The following is a 22,311-nucleotide window of genomic DNA, read 5'->3' on the forward strand; positions in this document are numbered from 1 at the left end:
CCCGCTTATTGTCTTACTTTTTGCCTTAACATGCGCCTTAATTAGCGATTTTAATATACGTGGCTACACGCGCTTTACTGGTTTTAAACAAACGTTGCGTTTTAAACCTAAGCTTTAGTAGCAACACGTAAGCAAGTGGTACTAAGAACAAGCTGGTTAGTGTTGAGAACACCAGCCCACCAATGATTGCAATGGCCATTGGTGAATAGGGAGGACCGTCGCCACCAATTCGAGTACTCCCCATCGCAAGTGGAATAAGCCCTAAAACCGTTGTGGCTACTGTCATCAGAATAGGCCTGATACGTGTCATACATCCTTCAATCACTGCGTAATACAGCGACAGACCTTCATTGATGAGCTGATTAATTCTGTCTACCAATACGATGCCATTGTTAACCACAATACCCATTAGGATCAGCATGCCAATCATCCCCATGATAGACATAGATGTACCTGTAACCATAAATGCCCAAAAAACACCTGTGAACGAAAACAGTAGTGACGTAATTACAGATGTTGGAAGAATTAGCGATTCAAACAGCGCGGCCATCACAACATAAATCATGCAAAGCGCGAGTAGCATATTCATTTGCATTACGGCATTGGCTTCATCCTGTCGAGAGAAGCTACCGTCTAGCGTCCACTTGTAGCCTGTCGGCAATTCGATATTAGCTAATGCTTTTTCTATGCGTTCACGAGCTTGTTCGGTGGTGGTTTCACCCTCTAAGTTTGCACCAATGGCTAGCGCTGTTTGACGATAGTTGCGGTTAATTTGCGAAAGCTGTGGCACCACAGAGAAATCTGCAATCATGTTCAGCGTTACCGATTGACCCTGCGTAAACCCAATATTGATGTTCTTAAGTTCGCTTAGCGAGGCTTGAATATCGCTGCCAAACTTAAGCTGCACCGCCACTTCTCCGGCGTCACCATAACGGAATGTACGTAAATTACTGCCTCGAAGTGCCGTAGAGATAAGTTTAGCCACATCGTTCACCTGAATGCCAAAACGGTTTGCTTTCTCTCTGTCTATGCGTATTTGAACCTCATCGCGGGTAGATCCCGTGTCGGCTTTTACATCTTCCAGCCCTTCTATAGTGGAAAGAATAGGAATGATCTGCTCTGAAATAGTGAGCAAGGTTTCAGACGATTCGCCCAACAGCGTTACTCTTACGCCACCACCGTTGCCGCTATCCCACTGGAAAGAGGGGCGAGCACGCACGAATGAAGGCATGTTTTCACGAATATCCTCTTTAATTTTTCCTACACTGACGGGGAGTTCGTCATTAAGCGTAATACCGCTAACAGCATGGCCGGCAGTAAAATAGGTATAAACCTGTTTAATATGAAAACGTTCTTGGTTTTCATAAAGATATGCTTCCATTTTATTTACGGTTTTTTCCACTTCATCCAAGGTGAAGTTTTGCGTCACATGGTAATTAAGCCAAATGCGCTCTTGATTGTCGTTACCCTCATCGTCAGACGTAACCACCTGCATAGGCACAAAGGTCGATGCCAGGATAAATAATGCGATAACGCAGGTTACGCCCTGGTGTTTCAACATCCAGTTTAGCGCACGACCATAGCCTTTTATGTAGGACGGTGTTTGAGGCGTTTTTACAACAGGGATCTTTACCTTAGTTGTCAGCAAGGGAATAAGTGTTTTAGCAATGAAAAGCGACGCGAACAGAGATATACAGATAGCCACAGCAACGTGCTCTAAGAAAATTGTCACGTCTATTTTTACCCCAATAATATTAGGTAAAAACACTATTGCCGTGGTTGCAGTTCCGGCAATGACTGCAAGACTGACTTTGTTTACACCAATCTGGGTGGCTCGCTTAATGTCTCCCTCTTGTTGGCGTTCTTGAAATACGCTTTCAGTGATCACAACGGCGTTGTCTACCAGCATACCTACAGCTAGCATGAGGCCCATTAACGATAAGATGTTGAGTGTATAACCTAATAGATACATCACACCTAAGGTAATACAAATTGAGAATGGTACAGAAAGCACCACGATTAAGGTGGTGGTAAGCTGGCGCAAGAATAAGTACAGCACAATAACTGAAAGTAACGCACCTAAAAGGCCAGCGTTTAGCAAATCGCTCAGCGACGAAGTTACGCTTTTCGCGGTCTCGTCCATTACAAATAAACTAATTCCTGTAAACTCAGGGTCTTCCTTGGCTTTTTCGATAACCTTCATTACCGCGTCGGAAACTTCTACAAGATTGCTGCCCGATTCGCGAAATACGTTAAAGCCTACCGCGAAGGTGCGATCTAAATGACGTCCTTCGTTGCGTTGAGGAAGCTCGTAAGTCACGCTGGCTATATCAGACAAGCGAACGCTGCGGGTAACCCACATGTTTTTAAAGTCGTTCACATCGGTAAATTCGCCAGTTGGGTTAACCAGAACTTTTTCACCGTTATTGTACATGTAGCCCGCGGTTAGCGAGAAGTTTGCGTTTTGAAGCTGCTGCTCTAAGCGTGTACCGTCTATTTGGTAGGCCGCCATTTTCTTAGGATCTAAGCGAATAGTAATTTGACGCTTCATGGTGCCGTATAGCTCAACTTTCGACACACCCGGAACACGCTCTAGCGGTCGCTTAAGGTTACGCTCAAGCAAGTCGTAAGCATTCGATAAGTCGCGGTCGCTCGATACACGCAGCTGGAATATAGGCATATCGTTGGTGTTAAACTTGTACACCATGATCCGCTCTATATCGTCAGGGAGTTCATGGCGAATAGTGTCAATCTTTTCCCGCGCTTCAATACTTTTGGCTTTAAGGTTTTCATCCCAGTCGAACTCTACAATGACCTCAGCCATATTGTCGTACGACCGCGCCCTTAAGCGCTTTATCCCCGACATGGTAGCAACAGCTTCTTCAACCGGACGGGTTATCATCGTCTCAATTTCAACTGGAGTCGCATCAGGGTAGGGGATCTGCACTACCATTTCTGGAATATCAATCCCAGGGAATTTTTCAAGGGGTAATAAGCGGCCAGATACAATGCCGAACAGCAACATAGACAAAAACAGCATTCCGATGGTAATGGGCTTATTTAACGCAAAGCGTGCAAGCGAGGCGCCTATACCTGCAATTTTTGAAAGGTGCGGCTGCGAAGCTATGTCTGTCTCGCGTTGATTCGGGTCACGTGTTTGGCGCTTGTCAGTGTGGGTTTCAGCACTGTTATTAGCGTTGTGAGAAGGTGTACTCATAGTACACCTCCTTTTGGCATTGTTCCTTCGTCACCAAAGCCCGCATTAGTATTAACAGACGTTTTCTGCGCAACGTTTTTCTTAACGTCGAACAGGCTGTAAAGCACTGGCAGTAATATGAGGGTGAGCAAGCTAGCAAACAGGAGGCCGTATATAACGGTGATGGCCATTGGCGTGCGAATTTCAGCACCTTCACCAAAACCAAACGCCATAGGCAATAAACCCAGTACCGTAGTAAGTGTAGTCATCACAATGGGGCGCAGGCGGGTCTTTGCAGCATCTAGAATAGCGGTGTCTTTATCTACTCCTTGACGGCGTAACTGATTTATACGATCAACTAATACAATAGCGTTGTTCACTACAATACCGCACAGCATAATCAAACCTATAAATACCACCACGTTTAGCGGCGTATTGGTAAGCCACAATCCGTACACAGAACCTGCACCGGCTAGCGGCACTGCGAACAAAATAAGCAAAGGGTGCAGCAGCGACTCAAACTGTGACGCCATAACCAAATACACCATGAACACTGCAAGTGCCAGAGCAAACTGTAGCGAACGGAAGCTGCTTTGCATGTCTTCGCTCTGTCCGGTTACCTCTGCACTTAAAGATAGAGGAAGTTGGGTTTCAGCAATGACTTTATTAGCAACGGCAACTGCTTCATCAAGCTTACCCTTAGCTAAATTCGCAGATACCAGCGCTACACGCTGCTGTCCAACGCGGGTGATCTCGCTAGGACCTACACTCATGTATACGTCTGCAACGGCACTTAATGGAATAGGTTGTGCAGAGCCTGGGTTAACAACAATGGCGCGCACACTAGCGATGTCATCTCGCTGGTTTTCTTGCGTTCTTACCAGCACATCTACCTTTCTGTCTTCAACACTATACTGTGTAGCGACACGGCCACCCACCTTTGCTGCAATAAGCTGAGAAACGGTTGATGCATCAAGCTCAAGTCGAGCAAGTTTAGCGTGATGGAAGGCTATCTTAAGCTCTGGGTTTCCGTCACGAATGCTGGTAGTTACGTCTGCAAAATTACTGTAACTGGCAAGTTTTGTCGCAATGGCGTCGCCATATTGCTGTAATTGATTAAGGTCGTAGCCCGCAATTTCAATTTGAATAGGCGAGGCAAAGCTAAATAGCTCTGGTTCTGAAAACGTTGCCTGAACCTGAGGTTTGAAGGCTAGGTAATCACGAAGCGCACGCTTTACCGCGTCCATATCGGCAGCTGTCGCCGTAGGCTGCATGACAATGTTTAAGCGGCCCCAATGATCGCCACCTTGATTTGGCGCTGCGCTGATAAGGCTTCCTGTACCAGACATGGCATAGGTGCGAAGCACCTTATTATCGCTGCGAAGCATTGTGGTTTCGCCGCCATCATTATTATTTACTGCAACCGCAGCAAGTTCGCTGATAATAGCGTCGGTACGCGCTAGTGGCGATCCCGCTGGAAGGGTCACTTCTACCGAGAACTCGCCTTGAGATAGGGTTGGGATAAGTTCCATGCCCAATCTCGGTATCAGCAACACCGCGCCCGCAGCAAGTACAAAGGCAATGGCTAGTACCAGTGCTTTTGCTCGAAGGCTTATACGTAGCAGTTTTTCATAGGCGGAAGCGAGAAGGTCAAACGCTTTATTAAATACCCAGATAAGTGGTTTAAAGGCAACGCTCAGTAATTTGCTGACGATATGCCATGCACCTATCACCAAGGTGACCAAAGCTGCAGGTAAAAATACAAAGATAAGTCTGAATACCCAACGGATTGGTAGGGTAAGGTAATACATAACTTTGCCAAACGTTGACGTAGGAGGGGGAGGCGCTGGTGTAGTGAACACCTCTTCGTGATCGAGCTGTTGCTTTTTCTTCTTGTGTGCCATCGCAGGAATTAGTGTAAGCGCGACAACAAGCGATGCAGCTAAAGCGAACGACACGGTTAACGCTTGGTCTTTAAACAGCTGACCTGCAATACCTTCTACAAATATTAGCGGCACAAACACGGCCATAGTGGTCAGTGTAGAAGCCACAATTGCGCTAGAGACTTCTTTTGTGCCTTCACTGGCGGCAGATGCCTCAGTGTCTGTGGCTTCTGCCGTCGTTTTTTCATTAGCTGTAGCGTTATCACTCCCAGCCACTTTTAATTTTTTATGGCGATCGATATTTTCAAGCACAACAATGCTGTTATCTACTAATAATCCAACAGCCAGCGCGATACCACCTAAGCTCATCATGTTTAAGCTTATATCGTTGGCATACATTAGATTAAAGGTAGCAATTACTGATACCGGAATAGAAACCGAGATAATAACGGTAGCCCAGAAGTCTTTAAGAAAAAGGTACAGCACTAACATGGCTAAAATACCGCCCATCACTGCCGCTGACTTCACGTTGTCTATGGCTTGCTTGATGAACACACTTTGATCGTAAATTTCGCTAAGCGTGTAGTTAGAAGGCAGATTGTTGTTGACCTCATTTAACCGGTTAGCTACTTTTTGCGCAACGTTAACCGCATTAGCATCGCCTTCTTTATAAATGGCAATTTCAATGCCTTCATTGCCGTTAAAGCGCGTCACCACATCACGGTCTTTATACGCACTTTCTACCGTGGCAATATCTTTAAGCTGGATGTTTTTGCCTTCAAAACGGCCAATAAACAGGTTTTCTATATCGCTAAGCGTTTCAAACTGATTCAGGGTTCTGACCAAAAACGCCTGGGCTGCGTTATCAATTCGACCGCCCGCTGCGTTAATGTTTTCAGCATTGACCCGGTCAATAATTCGGGTAATAGGAATAGACAGCTGACTGGCTTTTTGCTGGTCAATAAGAATGTGAATTTCGTTTTCTAAACCACCGCCAACGCGCACAGCTGCCACACCCTCTACCGACTCTAAAGCTCGTTTTACCTGCTGTTCGGTATATAAACGTAATCGCTTCATTTGCGCTACGCTTAAACTTGACGTGTCGCTTTGTGCCGTCAGCCCCAGTTTAATTACCGGGTCTAAACTTGGGTTAAAACGAAGGAGCCTTGGCTTTTCTATATCAAGGGGAAGTTGTAATACATCAAGCTTCTCGCGCACTTCTAAGCTCGCGAAATCCATATCAGTACCCCATGCAAATGAAAGCACTACGTCAGACTGTCCGGCTCGTGATGTTGAGGTGACTTTACGTACGCCTTTTACTACGCCGATGGCTTCTTCAATGGGCTTTGAAACCAGTTGTTCCACTTCGCCTGGCGCTGCACCGTCGTAGTCAGTGCGAATAGTGAGAGTAGGGTAAGATAAGTCAGGCAGAAGGTTAACCGACAGTCTGCCTAACGACACCATACCAAAGAGCAATACCGCAAAAGTGAACATACTAACGGCAACAGGGCGCTTTACAGCAATATCTACAATACGCATTGTGTGAATTCCTTGTTGGACCGAATTAGCTGTTTACTACTTCAACAGGGGCGCTGTCTTTCAAATTTTGGTGGCCTGCGGTAACCACTTCTTCATTGCCGCTTAAACCATTGGTAACTTCGATTACTTCGTTGTTTTCAAAGCCAGTTAAAATATCAACTTTTTTAACTTTGCCATTATCGACTACGAACACGCTGTGGTTGTTATCGATGGTAACCAGCGCTCTGCGGGGTAATAATGTAGCGTTTGCATGGGTAGCATATTCAAGCGATACATCGGTAAACATGCCGGCTTTTAGTTTGTTGTCTTCGTTAGGTACTTTTAACGTTACTTTGAACGTGCCGGTGGTCGCGTCGATAACCGGGCTAATACGCTCTACGTTGGCTGTAATCGTTCTGTCGCCTAAAGCCGCCACGGTAAGCATTGCACCTTGTCCAATCACTACGTTGGGTAGCTCATTTTCAGGCAGATACACAATGCCTTGAAGATTACGTTGCTGAACGATATGGAACATTCTCTCTCGTTGGAACGATTCGGTTAAGTTACCTACTTTGGCGTTTCGCTCTGCAATGTATCCATCAATTGGGGCTGTGATAGTGGCTTCTTTCAAATCAAGTTCAGCCAAGCGTACAGATGCTTTTGCTGATTCAAATTGCGAAGTGAGCTTGTCGTAAGTGTCATCGCTGATAAGCTTTTTAGAATAGACTTTGTTGACCTTTTCTAGTTCGCTTTCAATGCCAGCTAAATCAGCCAAAGCTTTTGATAAGTTCAGCTCGTAGCGGCGCTTATCAAGCTGTGCCAGTATCTGGCCTTTTTCAACATAATCACCTTCTTCTACGAAGATTTCTTCGATAATTCCAGAGGCCCGTGCTACGACAAATGCTTCTTCACGGGCTTCTAAAATAGCTGTTGTGTCATAGGTTGACGTAATGTCGCCGGTAACAATGGTTTGGGTTTCAACGGGAATAGCGAAAGCAGTTTCTTCAACTTCGGTGGCGTTGGCTTGGTCGTTAATGGCATCAGCATCAGAGCATGCTGTCATCGAGAGAGTAAGGGCAACAATACTACTTCCAACAAGTAGTTTAAGCGCGTTTGGCGAAAAAGGTGATAAAAGATGTGATGGTGAAAGAGAGGTGTTGCTGTGCGTTGTAGTTTCCATGGTCAATAACCCTAAGGTAATTGTCGTTATATGATAATGACCACATACAGCAGCTAATATGCCAAAGATGTTAATTAATGTTAATTGTTAATTATTTCAATTGTTTACGAGTGTAACAAACAGTTTTAACGAAAAAGCCAACCTAAGCGGTTGGCCTTTTCTACTAATGCTTAGCGAGAATCGCTAAAAAGAGGCTGGTTCTACTATAGTTTATTAAACCAAAGTATAGCTTGTAGTGATCTCAACATTACCCGTTAGCATTAACATTACGGAACAGTATTTTTCTGCAGAAAGCTGAACAGCGCGAGCAAGAGCCTTTTCACTTATACCTTCGCCTGACACCGTGTAATGTGCGTGAATTTTAGTAAATACACGAGGCGGCTCTTCAGCGCGTTCAGCTTCTAATTCACAGTTACAGGCTTCAATGTTAAAGCGGCCTTTTTTAAGAATATCTACGACGTCAATACTTGAACATGCACCAACCGCTAGTAGTACCGACTCCATCGGAGATACAGCCTTACCGCTGCCGTCCATAACCGTTTTGTAACCGCTGTCTGTAGTTCCTGTAAAAGTTAAATCTTGATCCCAAGAAACACGTGCTTTCATTGTTTGTCCTAATGTCATAAGAATAAGAGAAGCTGCAACACAGGCTAGTTTAGCGCTTCAATGCAGCTGTAACATGTGCGTTTATTTGTTAAGGCGAACTGCATCTGGGCTAAGCGTGATTTTCTTTTGCTTATATAGCGCCCCTAACGCTTTTTTATACGCCGCCTTACTCACGTTAAAATGAGAGTAAATGGCTTCTGGCGCACTCTTATCTGTTAGCGTAGAAATCCCACCGTGGGCGTCTAAGTCATCCAAAATGGCTTGTTGAAGTGCATCACGGCCACCTTTGTCTATGCGCTGAAGGGCTACATCCACTTTGCCGTCTTCACGAATTGTTTTAATTACCCCTTCAGTAGCTTGCCCGACTTTAAGCGGCTTAAAGGCATCGCTATGGAAAATAAGACCTAAGCTTTTTTCATTGATAACTACCTTAAAACCTAAATCAGTTTTGGCATAAACCAAGCATTGCACTGTGTCGCCCTCGTTGAGATAGGCGCTACTTTCCTTTAGAAAATAGTGGAGCTTGGTAGCACCTAAAATACGCTGGGTTTTATCATCAAAAAAGGTGTGAACAACATAGTACATACCTGGATTAACAGGTTGAGCTTGATAATCGTTAGGCACTAAAAGATCGTTGTCTAAGCCCCAATCGAAAAATGCGCCAAAATTAGTGGCAGATACTGCTTTAAGTACTTTAGTTTCACCAACTTGAATCAAAGGTTTCTTCATGGTGGCATAAAGATCGCCGCGCTGATCTGTGGCTACAAATACGTCTACCTGGTGGCCTTCGGTTAACGACGTCTCTACTTCGTCAACCGCAAGTGTAACGGTTTGCTGCTCATCAGCATCATCTATTTCTATTACGCTGTCGTTTTCGTCGTTGTTTACGACAAGTGGCGCTAAAGCGTAGCCAAAAGGGTATTGGGCTACCACGCGTAATGTATTAATTTTTCCAATATTTATCATCAGCACTGACTTTTTTAAAAGAACAGGTAACATGATACTGGAATGAACGTAAGAGCTAAACCATTATGAAGTTAAATTGCGATTTAGGTGAGAGTTTTGGCGCATGGTCTATGCCGGTGGAATCGGCCATTATGGCAGAAATTGATCAGGCCAACATTGCATGTGGTTTTCATGCGGGTGATCCATTAGTCATGAAGCAGGCTATTCTGTCAGCTAAACAACATGACGTGGCCATAGGTGCCCATCCAGCCTATCCAGACTTACAGGGGTTTGGCCGCAGAAGTATGGCGATTGCCGCTGATGAACTTAAGGCTATGATCCAATATCAAGTAAGTGCATTGAGTGGAATGGCAAAGGTTTGTGGGGCCAACGTGAGCTATGTGAAACCTCATGGCGCCCTTTACAATGACATGATGAAAGATACAGCTGTCATGCGCACAGTAATGCAAAGCATAGCCGAAATAAATATGCAGTCGTTAAATTCGCCCCTCGCACTAATGGTACAGGCTACTTCGCAAAATGCAGCGCTTAAAGACGCTGCGCAAGAGTGGGGACTGCCGTTGTATTTTGAAGCATTTTCAGACAGGCGTTATACCGATGAAGGTTTGCTACAATCCCGCTTGATCGAAGGTGCCGTGTTAAGCGAGAGCGACGCATTACTTCAAGCTAAACAACTTATATCATCGGGAACAGTAACGACAGCCTCGGGTGCAACACTTGCAATAGAAGCGGATTCTCTGTGTGTACATGGCGATACTAAAGGGGCGGTGAATATTGCAAAGAAAATCAGAACATTTCTATAAACCTGCCTCATAAAAAACACAATTTACTAGAACAATACAAGAGGCTGTTACCCATTGTTGTGCTGAGAGTGGTATATCTAAAACCAAGTACTCAGAACCAAGCACTGACAGCCATTTAAATAACAAGGACAGTAGATGCAAGCTTTTGGTCGCATAAAGCGAATAGTTACTGCAAGTGCAGACGCCATTATTTTGTATTTTGATGGTGCAAACTTGGACGACGCAAATAATGCCTGTCATTGCATGCTGGCAGCGATAGATAGCAACAAGAAAAGCAATTCATGGCGTTGGCTGCGCGAATGCGTGCCTTCCTATGACAGCCTGTTAATTGTTTTTGATATGGCATTAATTGATAGCCACGGTGTATACCGTGCCATAAGTAATCTAAGCGCTGAAGACATGAGCCTGCAATCATTCTCTTTGCAAGCAAAAGAGAATGAAAGTAGCGCCGTGATTGAAATTCCTGTTTGGTACGGTGCGCCTAATGCCAGTGATTTAAGCGTAGTGAGTAAGAAAACGTCACTGTCTATTGAAGAGATTATCGAATTGCACACGAGCACGACTTATAAAGTATACGCAGTGGGGTTTTCTCCGGGATTTGCCTATATGGGCGATATTCCGGAAGCGCTCAAATGTGCACGACTAGGTACACCGCGCAAACGCGTACCTAAAGGTGCGGTCGCAATCGCTGATAGGCAAACTGCCGTTTATCCCAGTGAATCACCAGGAGGCTGGAACTTATTGGGTCTTACGGCATTTGACATGCTCATTCACAGCGAAGAGCAAAGTGAAGCGCGATTAAAAGCAGGAGATGTCGTTAAATTCGTTCCTGTTACTGAACAGGAATATAGAGCAGGATTGCAGGTTGAACGATGAAAATTGAAGTACTCAATAAGGGACTATATAGCCTTATTATTGATAACGGGCGAGTAGGGCGGCAACGGGATGGGTTTTGTGAATCAGGCCCTATGGATAGTAACGCCTACGACTGGGCTAATTTTCTTGCCTTCAATTTAGATGGCACGCCATGCATTGAAGCCATTGGTGAAATGCGATTGAAGGTTGACGAAGATTGTACTGTTGCGGTTACTGGAAGGGAGCCCACACTTTGTATAGACGGAATACCGAGTGCGGCTTATCAAAGCCAACAGGTATCCGCAGGCGCTGTTATCACGTTTGGTAGCGTATTACTGGGTAGTAAAGTTTACTTAGCCATAGGTGGAAACTGGCAAGTCCCCAAAGCAGTAGGCAGTGCTTGCACAGTAGTTCGCGAACAGCTTGGCGGGTTAGATGGCAAGGGAAGCGCGTTAAAAGAAGGAGACTGCATCGAGGTTTTAACTAACACTAGAAATCAAGAAAGCGCTAAAATGCGCTCGCTTGCGCAGCGACATATCGATGACTATGGCTTCTTAGAGTCTATCCGTGTTATTCCAGGGTATCAGTTTTCAAATTTTAGCACTGTTGCTTTGCGTACTTTTGAAACGAGTAGCTATACGGTTTCTTCAGCTATCGATCGCATGGGCTTTAGGCTTATCGGTGAACCGGTTACCGCCGATATAGAAAATATGCGCTCTGAAGCTATTCATTTGGGCGCTATTCAAGTTCCTGGTGATGGGCAGCCTATTGTAATGATGCGCGATAGGCAAACACTGGGGGGGTATCCAAAACTTGGCTGCGTAAGCCCCTGCGATATAAGTCGCTTAGCCCAAGCCGTCCCAGGTGAAAAAGTAAATTTTGTTTTTCAAGATGAAGAAGAAGCAAGGGCCGACTGGCTACTAATGACAAGTAGACGCCGCCGTTTGCAAGGAGAAATATTGTGACAATTGCGTTTTTAAACGGTGAATATATGCCTCTTTCTGAGGCGAAAATTTCTCCGATGGACAGAGGCTTCCTTTTTGGTGATGGTATTTATGAAGTCATCCCAACGTACTCCGGCAACCCAGTAGGCTTCATAGGGCACACATCGCGTATGGCGCAAGGTCTTAAAGCCATTGAAATTGCTAACCCTTATACGGTAGAAGAATGGCAAGTCATTTTGTCTAGCTTGGTTGAGAAAAATCTCGCGTTTATTGAAAGTGAAAACATTGGTATATATTTCCATGTAAGTCGTGGTGCTGATACAAAGCGCTTTCATGCCTACCCAAAGAATATAGCGCCGACAGTGTTCGGATTTGCCTTCGAAATAGCACCTCCTCAGCCCACGGCAAAAGAGGATGCAAAACCTTTCAAGGTCGCGCTTGAGCAAGATAAAAGGTGGCAGCGTTGTCATATTAAATCAACATCCTTGTTAGGCAACGTAATGCACTATCAAGCAGGCGTTGATGCAGGTGTTAACGAAACTATTTTGTATAACAGCGAAGGTATGATAACCGAGGCGAGCTCATGTAACGTATTTATAGTGAAAGACGGATGTATTTCTACGCCGCCATTAAACCATGAACTTCTTCCCGGTATTACTCGCGCTATAGCAATTGAGGCTTTTAAACACGCCGGCCTGGTGGTAACTGAAACCTGGTTTAGCAAAGCTGAGTTGCTAGAGGCAGATGAAGTATGGTTAACCTCTTCAAGCAAGGAAGTAGCACCGGTAGTTGAAGTAGACGGAAAACCTATTGGTACAGGGGAAGTGGGTGAGGTGTGGGAAAAAGCAATTAGGGCCTACCACGCATACAAATTTAAAGCGTAATTAACAGTAAAAGGCCCGCTTAATATAGCGGGCCTTTTACGATAAGAATAGAGCTACTTATTCTGGAATGTTGTCACAATTTCCGTCTGTACATTCACCATATAGGTACAGGCTATGATGCGTGAGTTTCATCTTGTGTTGCTTAGCTATCATCTCTTGGCGTTCTTCGATGATCTCATCCTCAAACTCGATGACTTTGCCACATTTCAAGCAAACAAGGTGGTCGTGGTGATCTTTATGGCTTATCTCAAAAACAGATTTGCCGCCCTCGAAATGATGGCGATTAAGAATGCCTGCATCATCAAATTGGTTTAAAACGCGATATACAGTAGCAAGACCGATTTCCTCACCCTGTTCGATAAGGATTTTATAGACGTCTTCAGCGCTGATATGTTGGTTTTCTGGCTCTTGCAGAATTTGTAAAATTTTAAGGCGAGGCAGAGTTACTTTAAGCCCTGCTTTTTTCAATTCTTTATTTTGATCCATTACAGCCTACTAAAAACGAGTGAAAAGGTGTTTGGTGGTTATTATAGGTAAGTTGAAACAATTTAAAAGGAAAACCGTGGAAACTTTGTTTCCTCGACGAAAATTTGCCCAAGTAGAAATTGACTAAAAACGTCGCGCACAAGTACAGACCTCATAGCATGTGGCCTGACCAGAATGTAAGTGTCAGATTTATCAGATAAATAAGCAAAATAATTAAAACTTTTGATGTATTGAATTAACATCCTGTTAAACTAAACTTAAAGAGTTGCTTTCTATTTTGTGGTTTTTGGCATGTTTTTAAGTGGAAGTACCCATGCGGTTAACAATTATAAATAAAATTACGTTAGGCTTCGGCTTATTCGGCTGCTTGCTATTACTAACAAGTATTCTTTCTTATTTTGGTCTCAGTGGCATAAAGGATTCTGCGCAAAATGTGGTAGAACAAAAAATGCCGGTACAGACCAGCATGGTTAAAGTTAAAACAGAAATATTGTCTCTTTCGGTGATAACAGCTAACGGCTATCACGTAGAAAATAGAAACGAACTCGATGCTAATAAGCAAACGTTCAATTCGCTTTCTTCAACCTTCTCCGATGACCTTGCGCAATTAAAATCGCTTATGCCTAGCAATTCGGTAGCTAAAAATGCCGTTGAAGTGAGTCTTGCGTATGTCAGTGATAGCATTGAAATGTATTCTGCAATCGATGAAAGGATGAATATAGAAAAAGCGCTTGCGGCACAACTTGAAAACGTTCTGATGATTGCTGATGAAGCGAGTGCGCTCATGCTCGATCTTTCTTATCTAGAAAGTAACAACCCAAGTATTGAAACACTCATTGGTGCAGGTACCGCCATCGACAACAAGCTGCTAACGATGAACGACTCCTTTATCGAACTCGCTGAATCTAATGACGCAGAGCAAAGTGCCAGCATTATTGAGGATCTTGAATACCAGCTAAGTAATCTGCAAGTAGACAAAGACTATGTGAATCGCTTGGCCACAGGGGTGGATGATGGTGGCACAATCGAGGCATTTAACGAGCAATACGATTTATTGATAGATGCGGTGAATGGCTCGAGCGGTTTAATCGCGCTTCAACGTCAAAAACTCTTAGAGGTTGAAAAAGCAGCGAAAGCGCAGAAACGAGCTAAGCTCGCATTAGAAACTGCGCTAACAGACATTAATACCCTGTTTGATACCGTTCAAGTACAATCACTGGAAGGGCAAAATGCTATTCTTGAATCTGTGCAAGAAAATTTGCTACGCAACATTATTGTTGCGGTACTGGGGCTTACCGCTGCTATCTTCCTTGCTGTTATTGTTACACGGAGTATTTCAAAACCTCTTGGTAGAATTAACAAAGGGTTAAGCCTGTTAAGCCAAGGCGATTTAAGTACTAAATTACCAGAAGAAGGCAATGATGAATTCTCTGCGCTTTCAGCAAAAGTTAATAGCTTAACCGATAGCTTACGAGAGTTGGTCGGTAATATTCTTGAACAAGAAAAGCGTTTAATTGAGATTACAAAAGAAAGTGTTGAACTTGGAAATAAAAGTTTATCTGAGGTGGACAAACAGCGAGAACAAGTAACCGTTACTTCTACTAACACTAAAAATGTTCAGGATAAGAGCCGCAGCAACCTAGCCCAAATTAATGAAGCGATGGATGCGTTACGCACAATTACTAAACAAAGTTCAGATATAGGCCAACTCGTTCAAAAAAGTAGTGAGCAAGTAAGTAATCAAGCCAAACAGGCAGAGTCGTCGGCGCAGGTTATCGGACGTTTAGATGATAACTCACGGAGTATTGGCAGTATTTTGGACGTGATTAAAACCATTGCAGAGCAGACAAATTTACTTGCGCTTAATGCCGCTATCGAAGCTGCGAGAGCCGGCGAGCAGGGCAGGGGCTTCGCTGTTGTGGCGGGTGAAGTTCGAACTTTGGCAAACCGTACACATGACTCTACTGAAGAAATTGAGCAGATGATTGGTAATTTACAAAAAGATGCAGCGCAAGCTGTGAAGGCCATCAATGCAGGTCGCGAGCAAGCCCAAGAAGGGGTAGTGATAACTCAGCAAGTATCTGAGCAAGTAAACAGCATTCGCGAAATTATTGAGCGTTTGAGCGATATTAATGAGCACATTGTTGAAGACACTGAACAACAAGATGTGTTGTTAGGAGATGTAGCGAAAAGCTTAAACCGAATAGTAGCACTGGCCGATTCAAGTGCGCAAAGCACAAGGCAGTCGAACGAATCAACTATGATGCTGGATGCGCAAACAGAGAGTTTACGAAGGGCGGTAGAGCGGTTTCAGCTTTAGCGGGCGCTGAAAAACTATGCCAAAAAATTAAAAGAAGGCTCTTTATGAAACAAAAAACCGCTCCAATAGAGCGGTTTTTTCAATATACAGTTACTTAACAGCTTTCACAGTAAAGATTAAGTAAACTCCAGCGATTCTAGGCAAGCTCCGCCAAGCAAAGCTCGTCGTGAATTTGCTTACACCAGGCTTTAACGCGCGAGTCAGTTAGTTCTGGTTGACGGTCTTCGTCGATACCCAAACCAACAAAGTGATTGTCGTCAGCCATGCCTTTAGACGCTTCAAAGTCGTAGCCTTCAGTTGACCATTGACCTACTAAAATAGCGCCTTTGGCTTCAACGATGTCACGTACCATGCCCATCGCGTCTAGGAAGTACTCTGCATAGTCTTCTTGGTCTCCACAACCAAAAATAGCAACTAACTTGTCGTTGAAGTCAATTTGCTCTAGTTCAGGAAAGAAATCATCCCAATCGCATTGCGCTTCACCGTAGTACCACGTAGGGATACCAAAGATAAGCAAATCAAATTCAGCGATGTCTTCTTTACTGCTCTTGGCAATGTCTTTAACATCAATTAGCTGTTTACCCAATTCCTTCTGGATCATTTTCGCAACATGTTCGGTATTACCCGTGTCACTTCCGAAAAATAGGCCAACGCTTGCCATATCTAACCTCTATTAATCGTTACTAATTAAACGCCTGTGCTTAGCCAAAACCATTCAATAATGCCTTTCGCAAGAAACCCTAACGCGCCTAAACCCAGCACGCCATAGGTAACCACTCGTCCAATAAGTGGAACATCGTTCTTACGTAATACATCGTGTACAGCAAAACCCATCAATCCAAAAAGAATAGATAAGCCGCCATACAGCATAATGGACTCAATGAGTTCGTAATTTTCTGCAAGCATAGTGTTGTTACTTAAAAATTTCTGGCGCAACTATATCACAGTATATACGCCTGTAAGAGCCTAAAACGTTCAAAAATATGTAATAATAGTCATTCTCATCCTGATTGATGAGAAATGTTCAACTTTATGACGATTTGTTAAGCGTTCTCTCTACAATACCGTTAAATATAGCTGGTTTTTCTGCGTGTAACCAATGACCCGTACCTTCAATAATATGCGCTTTCGCATTTGGAAAGTAGCGAGCTATCGAATCGCGATAGGCCGGTGTGATGTAGTCAGACTCGCTGCCCTTAATGAATAAGGTTATGCCATCGTACGTTTGATTTGTTTGTTCCCAATCAATAATGTGCGAGTAACTTTTCATTAGCCCACTGACATTAAACCGCCACTTCCATGCTCCGCTTTCATCTTGATACAGGCTTTTAAGCAGAAACTGTCTGACACCCATTTCTTTTACGTGGGCAGCCATTTGTTTTTCAGCGTCCTTTCTACTTTCAATTGTGTCCAAAGAAACAGAATTCAACCCATCAAATACCGCTTGGTGGCTGTGGTCATAACTTACTGGGGCAATATCAGCTACAATTAAGTGTGTGATATTTTCGTTGTGATTTAAAGCCAGCTTCATTGCAACCTTTCCGCCAAGGGAATGACCCAATACAGCGCTCTTTTCAATATTTAAAGATTGCATAATGTCGTAGATTGCATCTGCGGCAGCTGACATAGAAAAACTCTCAGTCCATGGAGACTCACCGTGATCCGGGAGGTCTACACTTATAATATTAAAAGCCGATTCAAAATGCCGTTTAGCAACGGCTAAATTATCCGCATTACCGAAAAGCCCATGGATTAAAATTAACCATGGTGATGATGCATCTCGCTTTGAAAGTTTATAATTTAACTTCACAATTTAGTTACCCATAAATAATTGTCTGATAGACATAGCTTTAGTCTTAAAAACAAAATAAGGCCTGTAAAAACAGACCTTATTAGCAGGTTAAATAGTGATATTAATTAATAGCGTAATCGTTGAGTGATTTGCCGCTATCTAGTGCATCTTTGTAAACGCGTGGCATACGACCAATGCCAGTCCACAAATGCTCTTCGCCATTGTCATCCACAAGTTTATATTTAACAGGGCGCTTCTTACCTACGTTTTTATTTGTGCCGGTATCTAAAGCTTGTAAATCTTCGACGTTTAGACCAGCTTCTTCCATTTGCTGTTTAATAGCAGCAAGTTTTTCTAACTTTTCTTTTTTTAGTTTTTCTTGTTCTAGTAATTTTTCTTTTCTTTTTTCTATTATACCGCTAAGTTTTTCCTGAACTTGTTCAAGCTCTTCTATGCTTAATTCCTTAACAGCACCTTGTAAACGTCTTCCATGGGTTAAAATATCTAAAAATTCGCTCATTAATTAACCTTAATACGTTGTACTAAATTTTTTTAAGATAATAATTAAAAGTAGCACAAAAAAAAAGCGAGCTAAGCTCGCTTTTAAAAAATATCAGTTAAATAACTAAATAACGCATTAAATTACATATTTGGGTAATTCGGGCCTCCAGCACCCTCTGGTACAACCCATTTAATATTCTGACTCGGATCTTTAATGTCGCACGTTTTACAGTGAACACAGTTTTGCGCATTAATTTGGAACCGTTTTTCACCTTCCTCTTCAATTACTTCATATACACCAGCAGGGCAGTAGCGCTGTGCTGGCTCTGCAAATTTAGGTAAATTAACCTGCAAAGGAATAGAAGGGTCTTTTAATTTTAAGTGGCAAGGCTGGTCTTCTTCGTGATTTGTATTAGATAAAAATACAGAAGACAATTTATCAAAGCTTAACACGCCATCTGGCTTAGGATATGAAATCTCTTTTGCATCTTTCGCTTCTTTAAGCTGTGCGTAGTCTTTATGTTCGTCTTTCATGGTGAAAAACAAATTACCATTAAAGATATTTTGCTCTAGCGTGTTAAATGCGCCACCCCAGAAATTTCCGAGTTTGTGGATAGCGGGGCCAAAGTTACGAGAGCGGAACAATTCGTCGTATAGCCACGATGATTTAAATTTCTCTGTAAAGTTTGTTAACTCTTTTACTGGTGCCTCAGCATTTTCTGAAATGGCTTCAAAAATACTCTCTGCTGCAAGCATGCCCGACTTCATGGCCGTGTGATTACCTTTAATTTTGGCAAAGTTTAGGGTGCCTGCTTCACAACCAACCAGTAGGCCACCTGGGAAAGTCATCTTAGGTAACGAGTTAAACCCACCTTTGGCAATTGCACGTGCGCCATAAGATACACGTTTACCACCCTCAAGGTACTGTTTAAAAACAGGGTGGTGTTTTAAGCGTTGAAATTCGTCAAACGGGCTCAAATAAGGGTTGTCGTAGTTAAGGTCGACAATTAGCCCTACAAATACTTGATTATCTTCGGCGTGATATAAATAGCTGCCGCCTGTGGCATCATCCAATGGCCAGCCTGCACTGTGAACAACAAGGCCTGGCTGATGCTTAGATGGATCTATATCCCAAATTTCTTTAAAGCCGATGGCGTAGTGTTGCGGTGAACTATCTTCATCTAATTTGAAGTGTGAAATCAGCTCTTTTCCTAAGTGTCCGCGACAGCCTTCTGCAAACACCGTGTATTTGGCACGTAGTTCCATACCCGGCATGTAACCGTCTTTCGGTTCGCCATTTTCACTCACGCCCATGTCACCGGTAAGTACGCCGCCAACACTACCGTCTTCGTTGTAAATAACTTCAGAAGCTGCGAAACCGGGGAATACTTCAACGCCTAGCTGCTCGGCCTGTTCTGCTAGCCAACGACTAACATTACCCATAGATACGATATAGTTACCGTCATTATGCATAGTTTTGGGCGTAATGCCGTTTGGTAACTTCTTAGCTGACGTTTCATCATTAAGTAAATAAATGTGGTCTTCGGTTACCGGGGTGTTAAGTGGCGCACCTTTTTCTTTCCAATCGGGAAATAGTTCGTTAAGAGAACGAGGTTCAAATACCGCGCCTGAGAGAATATGTGCACCTACCTCGGAGCCCTTTTCGACCACACAAACCATAAGTTCTTGGTCTTTTTCATTCGCAAGCTGCATAAGCTTGCAAGCAGTTGATAATCCAGCTGGGCCGGCACCGACGATGACTACGTCAAACTCCATCGATTCTCGTTCCACGGGAGGCTCCTTATGTTTGTATTTTTATAATGCACTATTGATGAAACAAATAATGCTTTGTGTCAAAAACATGTAAATTAATTGTCGTTTTGCAAGGTAATGCAGGTTGACGTTTACGTCAACAGTAAGTACATTGCAAAGCAGTTTACGTTAACGTTAACTGGCAGTGTATTATACCTGCTCGTAAACGTGGTGTTAACGGCGTTTTAAGGCTAGCCTTTAAAAAACGTACGTTCCACGGATTCTTTTTTAACGTAGAGCACATTGTTAAAGTTTCAAAAAGCGTGGTGAAGTAATACGTTTTTAATTATTAATAGTTAATTATTAATGAAACGTAATTAGCACTGACGAACTCAACAATTGAGGTAAATATGAAAATACTCGTACCGGTCAAACGCGCGATCGACTACAACGTTAAGGTAAGAGTGAAGGCTGATGAATCAGGCGTAGATCTTACAAACGCGAAAATGGCCATTAACCCTTTTTGTGAAATTGCTGTTGAAGAAGCCGTTCGATTAAAAGAAAAAGGCGTGGCAACGGAAATCGTTGTTGTTTCAATTGGTGACAAAAGCTGCCAAGAACAAATACGCACAGCACTTGCCCTAGGTGCTGATCGTGGTATCCAAATTGATACCGACCAAAATCTTGATTCACTTCAAGTGGCAAAGCTTTTGGCGAAAGTGGTTGAAGAAGAACAGCCTCAACTTGTTATTCTTGGTAAGCAGAGCATTGACTCTGACAACAACCAAACTGGTCAGATGCTTGCAGCGCTAACAGGTATGCCTCAAGGTACCTTCGCATCAGAAGTGGTTGTAGATGGCGAGAAGGTGAATGTAACACGTGAAATTGACGGTGGCCTTCAAACGGTTGCACTTTCGCTTCCAGCTGTTGTAACGACAGATCTTCGTTTGAATGAACCGCGTTATGCATCGCTTCCAAATATTATGAAAGCAAAGCGTAAGCCTCTTGATGTTAAAGCTGCGGCAGACTTTGGTGTTGCGCTTGAATCAAACGTAAAGGTACTCAAAGTTACACCTCCGCCTCAGCGTGAAGGTGGCATTAAAGTAGCAGACGTTGCTGAGTTGGTAGATAAGTTAAAGAATGAAGCAAAGGTGATCTCATGAGCGTACTCGTATATGCAGAACACGACAATGCAAGCTTAAAGACTGAAACGCATAAGCTTGTAAACGCCGCACAAAAAATGGGTGGTGATATCCATGTATTAGTAGCGGGTGAAGGTTGCCAAGCGGTAGCTGAAGCAGCAGCGCAAATTGACGGCGTAGCAAAAGTACTTGTTGCTGACAATGCGGTTTATAAGTACCAGCTTGCTGAGAATACGGCTGACCTAGTAGTAGAACTTGCTGGCGACTACAGCCATGTTGTTGCCGCTGCAACCACTACAGGTAAAAACTTTATGCCTCGCGTAGCTGCATTGTTAGATGTTGCTCAAATATCTGACATTATTGGCGTAGAGAGCGAAGATACTTTTGTACGTCCTATTTATGCAGGTAACGCGATTGCTACCGTTCAATCATCTGACGCAAAAAAGGTGATTACGGTTCGTGCAGCATCATTCGATGCAGCTGCAACTGCAACTGGTGGTAGTGCTGAAGTAGCCGCAATTGATGTTGTTAAAGGTAGTGAGAAGTCTGACTTCGTTTCAGCAGAGCTTACTGAATCAGAGCGTCCTGAACTTACTGCTGCAGAAGTCGTTATTTCAGGTGGCCGCGGTATGCAAAACGGTGACAACTTCAAGCTTCTTGAAGGTATTGCAGACAAGCTTGGTGCAGCCATTGGTGCATCACGCGCTGCGGTAGATGCTGGCTTTGTTCCAAACGATATGCAGGTGGGCCAAACAGGCAAAATTGTTGCGCCTCAACTTTATATCGCTGTTGGTATTTCAGGGGCTATTCAGCACCTTGCGGGTATGAAAGACTCTAAAGTTATTGTTGCTATCAACAAAGACGAAGAAGCGCCAATTTTCCAGGTTGCCGACTACGGGTTAGTAGGTGACTTGTTTGACGTATTACCAGAGTTGGAAGGCTCTCTTTAATCTGCGTCTATAAACGATAATAAAACGAAAGGCTGCATTCTTGCAGCCTTTTTTGTAGGGAATTGTTATTCTACGCCCAGAGGTATTACAGGCATGTTCTATTTTTAAAGCAATGAGTTAAACGCGCACAACTGAATTATCTTCAATGCTAACAGGTGAGGGAATATAAGCATCGGCTTCCCAGTCGTTTTCCCACTTCTCTCCGTCAAGCAGATAACGGAACTGGTACTCGTGATCTTTCTCCAAATCTACCGTTAACGTGAAATCACCACTTTTCAATTTTTTCATCGTAAGTGGCTGTGACTTCCAGTCAGTAAAATCTCCGCACAGCGATGCTTCTTTGGCGTCCTTCGCCGCTTCCGCATTAAGTCGAAATGTCACTTTGCACAGAGGTTTTGATTTAAGGTATTGTTTCTTAAGACTCATAATGTGTTTTCCCTTCAACGTAGCGAAATCATTTCCGAGGCTACAATCTGTTAAGACTGCACTTAACTAGCAGCCGTCGGTTAACTCATAATCAATGAGTGATTAAA

The 22,311-nt window shown here is 43.5% G+C and carries 19 protein-coding genes; 7 read left to right on the forward strand and 12 right to left on the reverse strand.

Annotated features, from left to right (window positions below; genetic code table 11):
* Positions 1-37: 37 nt before the first annotated feature.
* The 5 genes from ACX5KA_RS08255 to ACX5KA_RS08275 form a co-directional block, all read right to left on the reverse strand.
* Positions 38-3,217: an efflux RND transporter permease subunit gene (locus tag ACX5KA_RS08255; protein ID WP_458730856.1), complete on the reverse strand. Its 3,180-nt coding sequence runs from the start codon at positions 3,215-3,217 to the stop codon at positions 38-40.
* Positions 3,214-6,618, reverse strand: a complete 3,405-nt coding sequence (locus ACX5KA_RS08260) for an efflux RND transporter permease subunit (RefSeq protein ID WP_458730857.1) — start codon at positions 6,616-6,618, stop codon at positions 3,214-3,216. The genes ACX5KA_RS08255 and ACX5KA_RS08260 overlap by 4 nt, the downstream gene beginning before the upstream one ends.
* A 25-nt stretch (positions 6,619-6,643) precedes the next feature.
* Positions 6,644-7,777: an efflux RND transporter periplasmic adaptor subunit gene (locus ACX5KA_RS08265; RefSeq protein WP_458730858.1), complete on the reverse strand. Its 1,134-nt coding sequence runs from the start codon at positions 7,775-7,777 to the stop codon at positions 6,644-6,646.
* Between the two features lie 213 nt (positions 7,778-7,990).
* Positions 7,991-8,383, reverse strand: coding sequence for an OsmC family protein (locus ACX5KA_RS08270; protein WP_014949747.1), 393 nt, complete (start codon positions 8,381-8,383; stop codon positions 7,991-7,993).
* A gap of 81 nt (positions 8,384-8,464) precedes the next feature.
* On the reverse strand, positions 8,465-9,349 hold the full coding sequence (locus ACX5KA_RS08275; RefSeq protein WP_039216457.1) for a CvfB family protein: 885 nt from the start codon (positions 9,347-9,349) through the stop codon (positions 8,465-8,467).
* 65 nt (positions 9,350-9,414) lie between these two features.
* On the opposite strand from ACX5KA_RS08275, the gene ACX5KA_RS08280 reads away from it, so the two are divergent.
* From ACX5KA_RS08280 to ACX5KA_RS08295, 4 genes are all read left to right on the forward strand, one after another.
* Positions 9,415-10,152, forward strand: a complete 738-nt coding sequence (locus ACX5KA_RS08280; protein ID WP_039216456.1) for a 5-oxoprolinase subunit PxpA — start codon at positions 9,415-9,417, stop codon at positions 10,150-10,152.
* Positions 10,153-10,287: 135 nt separating this feature from the next.
* Entirely contained in the window at positions 10,288-11,028 is a 741-nt protein-coding gene (locus tag ACX5KA_RS08285; protein WP_039216455.1) for a 5-oxoprolinase subunit B family protein, read from the forward strand.
* The gene (locus ACX5KA_RS08290) at positions 11,025-11,972 is read left to right on the forward strand and encodes a 5-oxoprolinase subunit C family protein (protein WP_039216454.1); all 948 of its coding nucleotides are present in this window, start codon (positions 11,025-11,027) and stop codon (positions 11,970-11,972) included. Before ACX5KA_RS08285 ends, ACX5KA_RS08290 begins: the two co-directional genes overlap by 4 nt.
* Complete coding sequence (locus tag ACX5KA_RS08295; protein WP_458730859.1) at positions 11,969-12,835, forward strand: D-amino acid aminotransferase; 867 nt, start codon at positions 11,969-11,971, stop codon at positions 12,833-12,835. The genes ACX5KA_RS08290 and ACX5KA_RS08295 overlap by 4 nt, the downstream gene beginning before the upstream one ends.
* 57 nt (positions 12,836-12,892) lie before the next feature.
* Here the strand turns inward: ACX5KA_RS08295 and fur are convergent, their stop codons facing one another.
* A complete protein-coding gene (gene fur, locus ACX5KA_RS08300; protein WP_039216452.1) occupies positions 12,893-13,321 on the reverse strand; it encodes a ferric iron uptake transcriptional regulator in 429 nt (142 codons plus the stop codon).
* Between the two features lie 313 nt (positions 13,322-13,634).
* Between fur and ACX5KA_RS08305 the strand changes: the two genes are divergently transcribed.
* Positions 13,635-15,641: a methyl-accepting chemotaxis protein gene (locus tag ACX5KA_RS08305; RefSeq protein WP_458730860.1), complete on the forward strand. Its 2,007-nt coding sequence runs from the start codon at positions 13,635-13,637 to the stop codon at positions 15,639-15,641.
* Positions 15,642-15,777: 136 nt separating this feature from the next.
* On the opposite strand, the gene fldA is transcribed toward ACX5KA_RS08305, so the two are convergent.
* From fldA to ACX5KA_RS08330, 5 genes are all read right to left on the reverse strand, one after another.
* Positions 15,778-16,302 (reverse strand): flavodoxin FldA, encoded by a 525-nt coding sequence (gene fldA / locus ACX5KA_RS08310; protein ID WP_014949739.1) that lies wholly within the window; start codon positions 16,300-16,302, stop codon positions 15,778-15,780.
* Positions 16,303-16,328: 26 nt separating this feature from the next.
* Entirely contained in the window at positions 16,329-16,547 is a 219-nt protein-coding gene (locus ACX5KA_RS08315; protein WP_012519093.1) for a DUF2788 domain-containing protein, read from the reverse strand.
* 124 nt (positions 16,548-16,671) lie between these two features.
* The gene (locus ACX5KA_RS08320) at positions 16,672-17,451 is read right to left on the reverse strand and encodes an alpha/beta fold hydrolase (protein ID WP_039216450.1); all 780 of its coding nucleotides are present in this window, start codon (positions 17,449-17,451) and stop codon (positions 16,672-16,674) included.
* Between the two features lie 103 nt (positions 17,452-17,554).
* Positions 17,555-17,953 carry an H-NS histone family protein gene (locus tag ACX5KA_RS08325; protein ID WP_039216449.1) on the reverse strand — a complete coding sequence of 133 codons (399 nt, stop codon included), beginning with the start codon at positions 17,951-17,953 and terminating at the stop codon, positions 17,555-17,557.
* Positions 17,954-18,075: 122 nt separating this feature from the next.
* Positions 18,076-19,725, reverse strand: coding sequence for an electron transfer flavoprotein-ubiquinone oxidoreductase (locus ACX5KA_RS08330; protein ID WP_458730861.1), 1,650 nt, complete (start codon positions 19,723-19,725; stop codon positions 18,076-18,078).
* A 371-nt stretch (positions 19,726-20,096) separates the two neighbouring features.
* On the opposite strand from ACX5KA_RS08330, the gene ACX5KA_RS08335 reads away from it, so the two are divergent.
* Together ACX5KA_RS08335 and ACX5KA_RS08340 are read left to right on the forward strand one after the other, a co-directional pair.
* Positions 20,097-20,849, forward strand: a complete 753-nt coding sequence (locus ACX5KA_RS08335) for an electron transfer flavoprotein subunit beta/FixA family protein (RefSeq protein ID WP_039216447.1) — start codon at positions 20,097-20,099, stop codon at positions 20,847-20,849.
* Positions 20,846-21,778 (forward strand): electron transfer flavoprotein subunit alpha/FixB family protein, encoded by a 933-nt coding sequence (locus tag ACX5KA_RS08340; protein WP_458730862.1) that lies wholly within the window; start codon positions 20,846-20,848, stop codon positions 21,776-21,778. Before ACX5KA_RS08335 ends, ACX5KA_RS08340 begins: the two co-directional genes overlap by 4 nt.
* A 117-nt stretch (positions 21,779-21,895) precedes the next feature.
* Here ACX5KA_RS08340 and ACX5KA_RS08345 read toward each other — a convergent pair whose 3' ends face one another.
* Complete coding sequence (locus tag ACX5KA_RS08345) at positions 21,896-22,204, reverse strand: isoamylase early set domain-containing protein (RefSeq protein WP_039216445.1); 309 nt, start codon at positions 22,202-22,204, stop codon at positions 21,896-21,898.
* Positions 22,205-22,311 lie beyond the last annotated feature (107 nt).

This window comes from Alteromonas alvinellae (assembly GCF_902705805.1).